10 protein-coding genes are annotated in these 12,177 nt (G+C 71.5%); 7 read left to right on the top strand and 3 right to left on the bottom strand.

The window, feature by feature from the left end; genetic code table 11:
- Positions 1-50: 50 nt before the first annotated feature.
- The 7 genes from JCM7685_RS15790 (at position 51) to JCM7685_RS15820 (ending at position 8,730) form a co-directional block, all read left to right on the top strand.
- The gene (locus JCM7685_RS15790; RefSeq protein WP_074967442.1) at positions 51-1,598 is read left to right on the top strand and encodes a S8 family serine peptidase; all 1,548 of its coding nucleotides are present in this window, start codon (positions 51-53) and stop codon (positions 1,596-1,598) included.
- A 15-nt stretch (positions 1,599-1,613) separates the two neighbouring features.
- On the top strand, positions 1,614-1,859 hold the full coding sequence (locus JCM7685_RS15795; RefSeq protein WP_139218081.1) for a hypothetical protein: 246 nt from the start codon (positions 1,614-1,616) through the stop codon (positions 1,857-1,859).
- Positions 1,860-1,967: 108 nt separating this feature from the next.
- Complete coding sequence (locus JCM7685_RS15800; RefSeq protein WP_244532096.1) at positions 1,968-3,416, top strand: putative nucleotidyltransferase substrate binding domain-containing protein; 1,449 nt, start codon at positions 1,968-1,970, stop codon at positions 3,414-3,416.
- Positions 3,413-3,622 (top strand): hypothetical protein, encoded by a 210-nt coding sequence (locus tag JCM7685_RS15805; RefSeq protein ID WP_074967439.1) that lies wholly within the window; start codon positions 3,413-3,415, stop codon positions 3,620-3,622. The genes JCM7685_RS15800 and JCM7685_RS15805 overlap by 4 nt, the downstream gene beginning before the upstream one ends.
- Positions 3,619-6,330 carry a sensor histidine kinase gene (locus tag JCM7685_RS15810; protein WP_074967436.1) on the top strand — a complete coding sequence of 904 codons (2,712 nt, stop codon included), beginning with the start codon at positions 3,619-3,621 and terminating at the stop codon, positions 6,328-6,330. Before JCM7685_RS15805 ends, JCM7685_RS15810 begins: the two co-directional genes overlap by 4 nt.
- On the top strand, positions 6,302-6,667 hold the full coding sequence (locus JCM7685_RS15815) for a response regulator transcription factor (protein ID WP_074967434.1): 366 nt from the start codon (positions 6,302-6,304) through the stop codon (positions 6,665-6,667). Before JCM7685_RS15810 ends, JCM7685_RS15815 begins: the two co-directional genes overlap by 29 nt.
- On the top strand, positions 6,664-8,730 hold the full coding sequence (locus tag JCM7685_RS15820) for a 3'-5' exonuclease (protein WP_074967432.1): 2,067 nt from the start codon (positions 6,664-6,666) through the stop codon (positions 8,728-8,730). Before JCM7685_RS15815 ends, JCM7685_RS15820 begins: the two co-directional genes overlap by 4 nt.
- On the opposite strand, the gene JCM7685_RS15825 is transcribed toward JCM7685_RS15820, so the two are convergent.
- From JCM7685_RS15825 to JCM7685_RS15835, 3 genes are all read right to left on the bottom strand, one after another.
- Positions 8,727-9,953, bottom strand: coding sequence for an NAD(P)/FAD-dependent oxidoreductase (locus JCM7685_RS15825; RefSeq protein ID WP_074967528.1), 1,227 nt, complete (start codon positions 9,951-9,953; stop codon positions 8,727-8,729). The two genes, JCM7685_RS15820 and JCM7685_RS15825, sit on opposite strands and share 4 nt — an antisense overlap.
- 112 nt (positions 9,954-10,065) lie before the next feature.
- A complete protein-coding gene (locus JCM7685_RS15830; protein ID WP_074967430.1) occupies positions 10,066-11,388 on the bottom strand; it encodes an ATP-binding protein in 1,323 nt (440 codons plus the stop codon).
- Positions 11,385-12,104 carry a response regulator gene (locus JCM7685_RS15835; RefSeq protein ID WP_074967428.1) on the bottom strand — a complete coding sequence of 240 codons (720 nt, stop codon included), beginning with the start codon at positions 12,102-12,104 and terminating at the stop codon, positions 11,385-11,387. Before JCM7685_RS15835 ends, JCM7685_RS15830 begins: the two co-directional genes overlap by 4 nt.
- Positions 12,105-12,177: the final 73 nt, after the last annotated feature.

Below are 12,177 nucleotides of genomic sequence, written 5' to 3' on the forward strand. Positions count from 1 at the left end.
ACCCTGAACCGGTGCGGGTCCGCGCGCGGGCAGGAAGGGGAATCGGCGCCATGCCAAGAAAGACCAGGAAATACGTCGTCGTCCCCGAGGACAACGTCTTCAACGACGGCATGGAGACTTCGAGCTTCCGGCTGTTCCGCAGCATGCACCGCCGGCTTTTCGGCGGCCGCGGCGGCGGCCGCGCCGTCGCCAGCAGCGCCGCCCATGGTGCGGAACGGGGCGACCTGTCGCCGACCCGGCCGCCGCTGCGCATCCTGGAGACCGAGGCAGGCCGCATCCGGCTGCTCGATTCCATCGGCGAGGACGAGGCCTCGCTGGTCAGGATGACGCCCGAACAGGCCTTCGTGCTGCAACGCGCCTATCCCGGGCTCCGCATCCGGCCCGAGCTGCGGTTGTATCCGCTGCGTTTCGGCCAGGTGAACATCATCCGCCAGCAGGCCAAGCCCGCGGCCTTCCGGTCGGAGAAAACGCTGGCGCTGCGCTGCGTCGATGTCGAAAGCGGCCGGCCGGTGGCGGATGCGCCGGTGGTCGTGGTTCTGAACCGGCGCCGGGGCTTCGGCATTTCCGAGGTCAGGACCGACGCGCAGGGCCGATTCAGCACCGCGCTACCGGCCGGGCAGGCCAGCATCGACGCTATCATCTGCGCGCCGCTGGCCGGCTATTGGCCCGGAGGCGTCGAGGACGTGCCGGTCGCGGCCGAGGGCGAGACCGAGGTGGTGCTGTCCCTGACCCCCATCGCCGCCGATTTCCCCGATGCGCTGGCGCGCATGGTGGCGCCTGCCCGCCGGGGCGACGGCAAGGGGGTCCGGGTGGCGGTGATCGACACCGGCACCGACCCCGCCCCCGGGCTGGACCTGGCCGGCGGGCTGAACACCACCGGGACCGAGCCGGCGGACGAATGGTTCGGCAACGGCACCGGCCACGGCACCCATGTCGCCGGCATCGTCGCCCGCATCGCGCCCGAGGTCCGGCTGCACGCCTATCGCGTCTTCGAAAAGGGCGACGGCGGCGCCAGCGAATTCGCCATCGCCCGCGCCATCCGCCAGGCGGTCGAGGACGGCTGCGACATCGTCAACATGAGCCTGGGCCAGTCCTCGGAACCGATCTCGATCTCGCGCGAGGTGCGGCGGGCGCGGGCCATGGGCGTGGTCTGCGTGGCGGCGACGGGCAACGACGGCATGGCGCCGGTGTCCTATCCGGCGCGCTCGGCGGCGGTGCTGGGCGTTTCGGCCGGGGGCGTGCTGGACGCCTGGCCCGAAGGGGCGATCACCGGGCGCAACGTCGCCGCCAAGCCCAGGCCGGTCGGCGAGCGCTTCTTTGCCCGATTCAGCAATATCGGCCCCGAAGTGGACTTTATCGGGCCGGGCGTCGGTATTATATCTTGGGTCGATGCCAATGCGCAGGGGGTGATGGACGGCACCTCGATGGCCTGCCCGGCGGTGAGCGGGCTGATCGCCCGGCTGCTGTCGCGAAACCCGGCGCTGATGTCGGCCGAACGGAACCAGCAACGCTCGGACGACATCATACGGATGGCGAGTGAACATGCGAAGCCGATCGGATTCGGCAAGGACTATGAAGGCGCTGGACTGATCGAATAGGTTTTGGCGATGAACATGGAACGCAAACGGAATGAATGCTTCGTGCTGGTCTATTCCGACGACCGCGACCCCTCGCGCGAGGAAACGGCCCAGGTCCTCGACCAGTTGAAGCCGCTTCCGGCCGAGGAGGTGATTCCCGGCACGATTCGCGTCACAGGCCCCCGGCGCGAGGTCGAGAAATGCACCGGCGCCCTGGCGCATTGGCGGCTGTCACGCGAAAAGGTGTTCCGCCTGAACCCGCCCTACAAGGCGATGCGCTGACCGCGCGCCCCGCCGCGCCGGAAACCCCCGCGTCATCCCGACGCTTGCCGCACGGCCATTCCCCCGCCTAACATCGGCCGGACCGTTCGGTGACGGGAGGGGGCGAAAGTGACGAGTGCCGACAGCGCGCCGCCGCGCGCGCAGCGGGAAATGGTGTCGCTGATGGCCGCGCGGGTGCGCGACGCGGTGCTGCGCAAGCCGCATTTCACCGATGCCGGAACCGATCTGGTTACGCTGTGCCGCGACCTGTCCGCGCAGGGCATCACCGATGCGCTGGTCCGCGACGGCGCACGGCTGGGCATCTTCACCGCCACCGACCTTGTCGGCGCGCTGACCCGCGACCGGCCGCCCTCGGCGCTGACGGTGGGCGAGTTCACGCATTTCGAGCCCTGGTCGGTCGGGGCCGACGACGCGCTTTACGACGCCATGCTCTTGATGCTGCGCCATCGCATCCACCGGGTGCTGGTGCGGGACGGCGGGCAGGTGGTGGGCATCCTCAGCCAGCTCGACCTGATGGGGTTCGTGGCGAACCATTCGCATCTGATCTCGGCCGAGGTGGCGCAGGCCGGCACGGTCGTGGAACTGGCGCGGCCCGCCGGTCAGGTCGAGGGGCTGATCCGTGTCCTGCACGGCGACGGCGTGCGCATCGAGATCATCGCCGGGCTGGTCGGCGGGCTGAACCGGCAGATCTTTCGCCGGCTGTGGGACTTGCTGGCGCCCGAGCCGCTGCGCGCCAATTCCTGCCTGATCGTCATGGGCAGCGAAGGGCGCTCGGAACAGATCATCCGCACCGACCAGGACAATGCGCTGATCCTGCGCGACGGCTTCGACTTCCCCGGCCTCGACCGCATCACCGCGGCCTTCACCGAGGCGCTGATCGGCTTCGGCTACCCGCCCTGTCCCGGCGGCATCATGCTGAGCCGGCCGCTATGGTGCCAAAGCGTCGAGGGTTTCGGCGCCGTGCTTTACGACTGGGTCCACGGCAGCGACCCCGAGGGGCCGATGAACCTGGCGATCTTCCTTGACGCCGCGTCGGTGGCAGGGGACGAGGCGCTGCTCGGCCAGGTGCAAGACCGGCTGCGCCGCGTCCTGACCGGCGGGGATAGCTATTACGCCCGCTTCGCCGCCGCGATCCAGCAGTTCGGCAGCGGCTCGGAAGGCGGCTGGTGGCGCCGGCTGCCGGGGCTGCGCGGCCCCGAGGCGGCCGAGATCGACCTCAAGAAGCTGGGCATCTTCCCGGTCGTCCACGGCACCCGCGCGCTGGCGCTGCAATACGGCATCCCCGCGCAGCCCACGGCCGAGCGGCTGCGGCTGCTTGCGGGTGCCGGCCGCATCGACGCGGGTCTGGCGCGCGACCTGACCGATGCGCTGCATTGCATGATGGGGCTGAAGCTTGCCTCGAACCTGTCCCAGATCGCGGCGGGGCGGGCGCCGGACAACAGCATCCGGCCGGTCGATCTGGGCACGCTGGACCGGCAGGCGCTGCGCGATTCCCTGAACATCGTGCGCGATTTCAAGCGCTGGCTGGCACAGCATTACCGGCTGGACGCGCTATGAGACGCCGCGACGGTCCGCCCGCGCAGCTGCTGGTCGCGCTTTGCGGCGCGGGCGTGCTGGCCTTGAACTTTCCGCTGCTGCTGGTCCTCGACAAGCCGCTGACCGTGCTGGGCCTGCCGCTGTTGCCGGTGGCGCTGTTCGGGGTCTGGGCGGCGCTGATCGCGGCGCTGGCCCTGGCCTCGCGCGGCGGAGGCAAGGACGAATGATCCCGCCGGCCGTCGTCCTTGCGGTATCCTTCGGCTACCTGCTGCTGCTGGTCGCGGTGGCGGCGCATGGCGACCGGCGGGCGGGGCAGGGCCGCTCGCTGACCGCGAACGGGCTGGTCTATGCGCTGTCCTGGGGCGTCTATTGCTCGGCCTGGACCTATTTCGGCAGCGTCGGGCGGGCGGCCTCGGCCGGGGTCTGGTTCCTGCCGATCTATCTGGGGCCGATGCTGGCCATGCTGCTGGCCTGGCTGGTGCTGCGCAAGATGGTGCGGATCGCGCAAAGCTATCGCATCACCTCGATCGCGGATTTCATCGCCAGCCGCTATGGCAAAAGCCCGTCGCTGGCCGCGCTGGTCACGCTCATCACCGTGGTCGGCATCCTGCCCTATATCGCCTTGCAGCTGAAGGCGGTCTCGGTCGGATACGAGGTGCTGACCGGCCAGCCCGGCGGTCCGGGCGGCGGCTGGTGGCGCGACGGCACGCTTTACATGGCGCTGTCGCTGGCGGGTTTCGCCGTGGTCTTCGGCACCCGCCACCTGGACCTGTCCGAGCGGCACGAGGGCATGGTCGCGGCCATCGCATTCGAGTCGGCGGTGAAGCTGGCGGCCTTCCTGGCGGTGGGCGTCTTCGTGACCTGGGGCCTGTTCGCGGGCATGGGCGACATCTGGTCGCGCGCGCAGGCGCACCCGGAAATCGGCGGGCTGCTCAGCCTGGGCGGGCAGGGCTTCACCGGCTTTGCCGGCGCGCAATGGTTCGCGCTGACGCTGCTTTCGGCGCTGTCGGTGCTGCTGCTGCCGCGCCAGTTCCAGATAATGGTCGTCGAATGCGTGAACGAGCGGCATATCCTGCGCGCCTCGTGGATATTCCCGGCCTATCTGCTGGCGATCAACGTCTTCGTGCTGCCCATCGCCGTGGGGGGCATGCTGCTGATGGGCGACGGCGGCGCCGGGGCGGAAAGCTATGTGATGACCCTCCCGCTGACGCAGGGCGCGCCCGGGCTGGCGCTGTTCGTCTATATCGGCGGGCTTTCGGCCGCGACCGGCATGATCGTGGTGGAAACCGTCGCGGTCTCGACCATGGTCTGCAACGATCTGGTGATGCCGGCGCTGCTGCGCTCGGGCCGGCTGGGCGAGGGGCAGGACCTGACCCGGCTCTTGCTGAACATCCGCCGCGGCGCCATCCTGGTCGTGCTGCTGCTGGGATACCTGTATTTCCGCATCGCCGGCGAGGCCTATGCGCTGGTGTCCATCGGCCTGATCAGCTTCGCCGCCGTGGCGCAATTCGCGCCGGCGCTGCTGGGCGGGATGTATTGGCAGGGCGGCACCCGGGCCGGGGCCTTTGCCGGGCTGATCGGCGGGGCGCTGGTCTGGGCCTGGACGCTGATGCTGCCCTCGGTCGCGAAATCGGGCTGGATCGCGGCAGGCTTCCTGGACGGTCCCTTCGGCCTGTCCTTCCTCGCGCCTTACCACCTGTTCGGCCTGACCGGCTTCGACGAGTTGACCCATTCGCTGTTCTGGAGCCTGCTGGTCAATATCGGGCTTTACGTCGCCGTATCGCTGGCCACCCGCCCCTCGGTCCGCGAGGCCAGCCAGGCGCTGCTGTTCGTGGACGTGTTCCAGCGCGGCAAGGACAGCCCGGTCTTCTGGCGCGGCCGGGCGCGGACCCAGGACCTGCGCCGCCTTGCCACCCGCTTCCTCGGTCCCGCCCGGGCCGAGGCGCTGCTGGCCGAGCACGCGCGCGAAACCGGCGGCCTGACCCCCGACGCGCGGCTGGTGGACCGGGTCGAGCGCCAGATCGCCGGCGCCATCGGCACCGCCTCGGCCCGGGTCATGGTCGCCTCGGTCGCGCAGGAGGAACCGCTCAGCACCGCCGACGTGCTGGAGATCCTTGACGAGGCCTCGCAGGTCCGCGTCTATGCCCGCGAGCTGGAAGAGGCCACGGCCGAGTTGCGCGCGGCCAATGAAAAGCTGAAAAGCCTCGACCAGCTCAAGGACGATTTCATGTCCTCGGTCACGCATGAGCTGCGCACGCCGCTGACCACGATCCGCGCCCTGGCCGAGCTGATCCTGGACACGCCCGAGATGGACGAGGCCCAGAGGCAGCAGTTCACGGGCATCATCCTGTCGGAAAGCGAGCGGCTGAGCCGGCTGGTGAACCAGGTCCTCGACCTGGCCAAGATCGAGGCCGGCATGGCCGACTGGCACAACACCCAGGTGGACCTGCCGGCGCTGATGCGCGGCGCGGTGAACAGCAGCATGGGCCTGTTCCGCGAACGCGGCGCGGCGGTCGATCTGGATCTGCCGGAAACGGCGCCGCCGATCATGGGCGATCCCGACCGGCTGGTGCAGGTCATGGTCAACCTGCTGTCCAATGCCGCGAAATTCGTGCCGGCGCAGGACGGACGGGTGCGGGTCTCGCTGCGGCAAGAGGGCGGGGCGCTGGTGGTGCGGGTGTCCGACAACGGTCCCGGCGTGCCGGCGCGTGAGCAGGCGGCGGTGTTCGAGAAGTTCCGCCAGGCCGGCGACGCGGCCACGCGGCCGCCGGGCACCGGCCTCGGGCTTCCTATCAGCAAGCAGATCGTGGATAATCTGGGCGGGAGGATGTGGCTGGAGTCCGCGCCGGGCCAGGGGGCGTGTTTCGCCTTCAGCCTGCCGGTCCGCCGCGACATGGAGGGGGTCGATGGTGACACGGGTGCTGATCGCGGATGACGAGCCGAACATCGTCCTGACGCTGTCCTTCATGCTCAAGCGCGAGGGCTACGAGGTGCTGACCGCGCCCGACGGCACCCAGGCGCTGGCCGCGATCCGGGCCGAGCGCCCGGCGCTGGTGCTGCTGGACGGCGCCATGCCCGGCATGACCGGCTTCGAGGTCTGCGAGGCGGTCCGCGCCGATCCCGCCGTCGCCGACACGCCGATCCTGATGCTGACCGCCAAGGGCCGCGAAACCGACATCGCGCGCGGCCTGGGCGCGGGGGCCGACGCCTATGTCACCAAGCCGTTTTCCACCCGCGAGTTGATCGCCCGCATCCGCGAGATGCTGGCATGAAGCCCGACCGGGGCCTGTTGCTGGCCGCCGCCCTGCCTGGGCTGGCGCTGGCGGCATGGGCCGGGCTGGGGCTGCTGCTGTGGCGCGCCGGCCTGCCGCCCGAGGCGCGCGCGGGGCTGATGCAGGCCTTGGCGCAAGGCGGGGCGCTGCTGGCGGGCTGGCTGGCGCTTGGCGCGGCGGCGGCGGCATGGCTGGCCGCGCGGCTGCATGCGCGGCTGGTGCGGGCGCCCCGGCGCATCGCCGACGCGGTCAGGAATCTTGCCGGCAATCCGGCCGCGCCGCTTCTGGACGATCCCGGCCCGCTGGCGCAGGCGGTGAACCGGCTGGCCGGGCAGGGCCGCGAATTGCGCGCCGACATGGAGCGGCTGGTGGCCGAGGCCAGCCGCAAGGTCGCGCAGGAACGCGACCAGCTTGGCGCGCTGATGGCGGAATTGCAGCAAAGCGTCGTGGTCTGCAATCTGGACGGCCGCATCCTGCTTTACAACGAACGCGCTCGGGCGCTGTTCCAGCGCCTCTCCGACGCGCCGCAGATCGCCGGCGGGGCGGATCTGGTCGGGCTGGGCCGCTCGATCCATGCCGTCATCGACCGCGCGCTGATCGACCACGCGCGCGAGACGGTCGAGCGCCATATCGCGCGCGGCGAGGCCGCCGTCTCGGCCCGTTTCGTCACCGCCACGGGCGCGGGCAACCTGTTGCAGGTGGTGCTGGCGCCGGTGCGGAACGATGCGGCGCTGACCGGCTATGTGCTGCTGCTGGACGACATCACCCGGGAACAGGCGGCGCGGTCGCGCCGCGACCAGCGGCTGACGGGGCTGACCGAGGCCAGCCGCGCCTCGCTCGCGAACATGCAGACGGCGCTGGACATGCTGGATTATCCCGACCTGGAGCCGGCCGAGCGCGACAGCTTCCACCAGATCGTGCGCGACGAGGTGCAGGCGATGTCGGCGCGGCTGGAGGCGCTGACGGCGGATGCGGCGCAGGACATGCGGGCGCGCTGGCCCTTGCAGGACATGCTGGGCGCCGACCTGCTGGCCGCCGCTGCCGGCCATATCCGCGCGCATTCGCAGGCGTCGGTCGCGGTCGAGGACCCGCCGGGCGAGCTGTGGCTCAGCGTGGACAGTTTCGCGCTGGTGCGCGCCCTGGGCGAGATGGCGGCGGAACGCGGCCCGGCGGCGCTGACCCTGCGCCTTGCCCCGGCGGCGACGCCCGGCTGGGCGCATTTGGACCTGGCATGGCCGATGGGCGCGGCCCCAGCCGAGGGGCAGGCGGGCACCTCGGCCCGCGCCGTGGCCGAGCGCCATGGCGGCGAGTTGTGGCTAGAACACGACCGCGCGCGCGGGCTGTCCTTCTATCGCTTCCTGCTGCCCCTGGCCTCGGGCGAGCGCGAGGCGGCAGGCGATCCGCGGCCCGAGTTCTATGACTTCGACCTTTTCGCCGCTGGGGCCGCCAGCCACGCGCTGGACGACAGCCCGCTGGAGACGCTGGCCTATACCGTCTTCGATACCGAGACGACCGGCCTCGACCCCGCCGGCGGCGACGAGATCATCCAGATCGGCGCGGTCCGGGTTCTGAACGGCAAGATCCTGCGCGGCGAGGGTTTCGACCAGCTTGTCGATCCCGGACGCTCGATCCCCGAGGCCTCGATCCCCTATCACGGCATCCGCCCCGAGATGGTGCGCGGCCAGCCCCGCATCGCCCAGGTGCTGCCCGCCTTTCACGCCTATGCCGCCGACACCGTGCTGGTCGGCCACAACGTCGCCTTCGACATGCGTTTCCTGCAACTCAAGGAACAGGCGACCGGGCTGCGCTTCGACCAGCCGGTGCTGGACACGCTGCTGCTGGCCAGCATCGCCCAGCCGCACGAGCCCAGCCAGTCGCTGGAAGCCATCGCCGCCCGGCTGGGGGTCGAGATCGCCGCCCGCCACAACGCCGCCGGCGACGCTTTGGCCACGGCGCAGGTGTTCCTGGCCCTGCTGCCGCTGCTGCGCCAGCGCGGCATCGCCACCCTGGGCGAGGCCCGGGCCGCGGCCGAACAATCCTATTACGCCCGGCTGCGCTATTAGAACCTTTGCGGCAGGAAGGGCGCCGGGTCGATGGCCGGCGCTTGCCCGGTCACGAGATCGGCGACCAGCCGGGCGGTGCCGGCCGATTGCGTCAACCCAAGGTGGCCGTGGCCGAAGGCATGGATCACCCGCGGCGTGGCCCGGGCCCGGCCGATGGCTGGCAGCGAATCGGGCAGCGAGGGGCGGAAGCCCATCCATTGCGTGCCGCCCTGCGGCCGCAGGCCGGGCAGGAAGGCCTGGGCCTTTTGCAGCATCGCCTCGGCGCGCGCGAAATTCGGCGGCAGGTCCAGCCCGCCCAGCTCGACCGCGCCGCCGACGCGGATGCCGGTCGCAAGCCGGGTGACGACGAAACCATGGCCGCCGAAGGTGATCTGCATGCGCAGGTCGAAGGCGTCGGGCGGCAGGGTAGTGTTGTAGCCGCGTTCGGTTTCCAGCGGGATGCGCTCGCCCAGAGTGCGGGCGAGGCGATGCGAGAAGGCGCCGGCGGCTAGGACGACATGGCCGGCATGGCGGTCGTCGTCGATCTGCACGCCCGTCCCGGTCGGGCGCAGGCTGCGGACCTCGACGCGTTCCAGGATGCCGCCGCGGGCGCGGAAATGCTCGGCCAGCGCCAGCGTGTAGAGCCGGGGATCGGCGATGGAATACCAGCCGGGGGTGAAGGTGCCCTTGACGAAACGCGGCGACAGGCCGGGCTGGATCTGCGCCATGCCCTCGGGGTCCAGGTGCTGGAAGGCGATGCCGTGATCGGCCCGCGCCTGCCAGCCGGGCAGGGCGGCGCGGAACTCGGCCAGGGATTCGTAGACCTGGAGATTGCCGTCCTTGCGCAGCATGCCGGCGGTGCCGGTGGCCTGCAGGAAAGGCTCCAGCTCGGCCCGCGACAGGTCCATCAGCGCGGTTTGCGCGGCGGTGGAATGCGCGACCCGCGCCGGCGAACAGGCCCGCCAGAAGCGGAACATCCAGGGCGCGATCCGCAGCGCATAGGCCGGCGGCACGCTGAGCGGGCCCAGCGGATCGAGAAGCCAGCGCGGCGCCTTGCGCAGGATGCCGGGCGAGGCCAGCGGCAGGATGTCGGTGAAGGCGAAGGCGCCGGCATTTCCGGCCGAGGCGCCCGCCGCCGGGCCTTCGCGGTCGAGGACGGTAACCGCGAGGCCGCGCCTCTGCAAGGCGATGGCGATGGACAGTCCGACCACGCCGGCGCCGATCACGGTGGCATCGGCTGGCACCGGGGCGCTGCCCCGGACCCCGGGGTATTGGGAGAGCAAAGAAGCCATGACAGGGTGGTGATCGCGCTTTCGATGTGCCGCCGCAAGCGGGTTTTGCGGCAGGCCGGCGGTTTCAGCCGGGGCCGTGCAGGGGCAGGCGGATCTCGATGCGCAGCCCGCCCTCGGGACGGTTGCACAGGGCAAGCGTGCCGCCGTGGGCATGGATCACGTCCTGGGCGATCGCCAGGCCCAGGCCGGCGCCGCCGGTGCGGGCGCTGCGGCTGTCCTCGCCGCGCACGAAAGGTTCGGTGACGCGCGCCAGCAGCGCCTCGGGAATGCCGGGGCCGTCGTCCTCGACGCGGATCAGCGCGGCCTGGGCGTCGCGGCGCAGGGTCAGGCGGGCCGGGCCGGCATAGCGGGCGGCATTCTCGAGCAGGTTGCGGATCGCGCGGGTCATGGCGACCGGGCGCAGCGGCATGACCAGCGGCCCGGAGCCGCTGTAGCCGGCGCCGCAATCGGCGCAGAGCCGCGCCAGCGCCGCGTCCAGATCGACCGGCTGCATCGGCTCGGTCCCGCGCCGGGCCGAACCCGCATGCATCAGCCCGTCCGCCATCACCGCCATTTCGTCCAGCACCCGGATCATGTCGCCGCGCTGGCTGTCGTCTTCCAGCATCTCGGCGCGGATGCGCAGCCCGGTGATCGGGGTCCGCATGTCATGGGCCAGCGCCGCCAGCATCCGCATGCGTTCGGCCTCGAAGCCGCCGATGCGGCGCTGCATGTCGTTGAAGGCCAGGGCCGCCTCGCGCAACTCGCCCGCGCCGGATTCGGTCACCCGCGCGCTGCGGTCGCCGCGTCCGGCCGCCCGCGCCGCCTCGGCCAGGGCGCGCAGGGGTCGCGTCATCCGGCGCACGAAGACCAGCGCCACCGCCAGCGTGCCGAAGAGCGAGGCCAGCAGCGGCGCGAAGAAGCCCTGCTTCCACTGCCAGGCGCTTTGCACCGGCAGCGGATAGGCCAGCGCGTTCAGCCAGCGTCCCGCCGCCGCGCCGCGGTCCAGCCGCACCGACACCAGCATCAGCGGCGCCCGCCGGTCGTCGGGATCGTGCCCGCTTTCGTGGATGCGGATTTCATGCCCCGGCAGTTCCACGGAGAGGTCGGTCTCGTGCATCGGCAACCGCGTGGTCTGGGGCAGGGCCAGCGGCGCGGCGTCGACCGAGAAGCGGGTGAAGCCGGTGCTGCTGGCGCGCGGCAGCATCTCGACCGTCTCGGGGTCGGCGGCCTCCAGCGCCGAGACCAGGGCGTGCAGGCGGTGGGCGTCGCCCTGCAGCCGGATCGCGCGGTCGAAGGCCGAGCCCTCGCGCGCGATCACCCAGGCCGCGACCAGGTTGGCGCCCAGAAGCGCCGCGACCAGCAGCAGCGAAAAGCGCGCGGCGAGCCCGCCGGGCCACAGCCGGGTCATGCCGGCGGCTCGACATCGGCGGCCAGCCGGTAGCCGCCGCCCCATTCGGTGACGATCAGCCGGGGCGCGCGCGGGTCCGGCTCGATCTTGTGGCGCAGCCGGCTGACGGTATTGTCCACCGCGCGGTCATAGGCCCGGGCCTCGCGTCCCGAGAGCAGGTCGAGCAGCCGCATCCGCGACAGCACCTGGCCGGGGTGGTCCAGCAGCAGCGCCAGCAGCCGGTTCTCGCCCGAGGTCAGCGCCACCTCCTGCCCCGAGGGCAGGGTGACGGCGGCCCGGCCTGGGTCGTGCACCAGCCCGGCGAAGCGGCGGCGCGATTGCGGCGGCGCGGGCCGTTCCGGCGGCACCCGGCGCAGCACCGCATGGATGCGGGCCAGAAGCTCACGCGGGTCGAAGGGCTTGGTGACATAGTCGTCGGCACCGAGGTCCAGCCCCTCGACGCGGTCCTCCTGCGCGGCGCGCGCGGTCAGCAGGATCACCGGCAGCCGGCGGTTGCGCACCAGGTCGCGGCAGAGGCTGAGCCCGTCCTCGCCCGGCATCATCACGTCGAGGATGGCAAGGTGCACCGGCTCATCCTCGACGGCGCGGCGCGCCTCGGCGGCATCGGCGGCCAGACGGATGCGGAAGCCGCTGCGGCGCAGGTATTGCCCCAGCGGTTCGCGGATGTCGCGGGCGTCGTCCACGATCAGGATGCGGGGTTCGATGGCGTCGGTCATCGGCCTCGGTGGATGCGGAAGACGGCGACGCGGGATCCGCGCCGCCGCCGGGATTTTCGGATCGGCCAGACCT

Source organism: Paracoccus aminovorans, from assembly GCF_900005615.1.
GTDB classification, from domain to species: Bacteria; Pseudomonadota; Alphaproteobacteria; order Rhodobacterales; family Rhodobacteraceae; genus Paracoccus; species Paracoccus aminovorans.

Excerpts from the sequence above, each read along its gene's own strand:
- JCM7685_RS15815 (WP_074967434.1), top strand. The coding sequence starts at position 6,302 with ATGGTGACACGGGTGCTGATCGCGGATGACGAGCCGAACATCGTCCTG.
- JCM7685_RS15835 (WP_074967428.1), bottom strand. The coding sequence starts at position 12,104 with ATGACCGACGCCATCGAACCCCGCATCCTGATCGTGGACGACGCCCGC.
- JCM7685_RS15790 (WP_074967442.1), top strand. The coding sequence starts at position 51 with ATGCCAAGAAAGACCAGGAAATACGTCGTCGTCCCCGAGGACAACGTC.
- JCM7685_RS15820 (WP_074967432.1), top strand. The coding sequence starts at position 6,664 with ATGAAGCCCGACCGGGGCCTGTTGCTGGCCGCCGCCCTGCCTGGGCTG.
- JCM7685_RS15810 (WP_074967436.1), top strand. The coding sequence starts at position 3,619 with ATGATCCCGCCGGCCGTCGTCCTTGCGGTATCCTTCGGCTACCTGCTG.
- JCM7685_RS15830 (WP_074967430.1), bottom strand. The coding sequence starts at position 11,388 with ATGACCCGGCTGTGGCCCGGCGGGCTCGCCGCGCGCTTTTCGCTGCTG.
- JCM7685_RS15795 (WP_139218081.1), top strand. The coding sequence starts at position 1,614 with ATGGAACGCAAACGGAATGAATGCTTCGTGCTGGTCTATTCCGACGAC.
- JCM7685_RS15805 (WP_074967439.1), top strand. The coding sequence starts at position 3,413 with ATGAGACGCCGCGACGGTCCGCCCGCGCAGCTGCTGGTCGCGCTTTGC.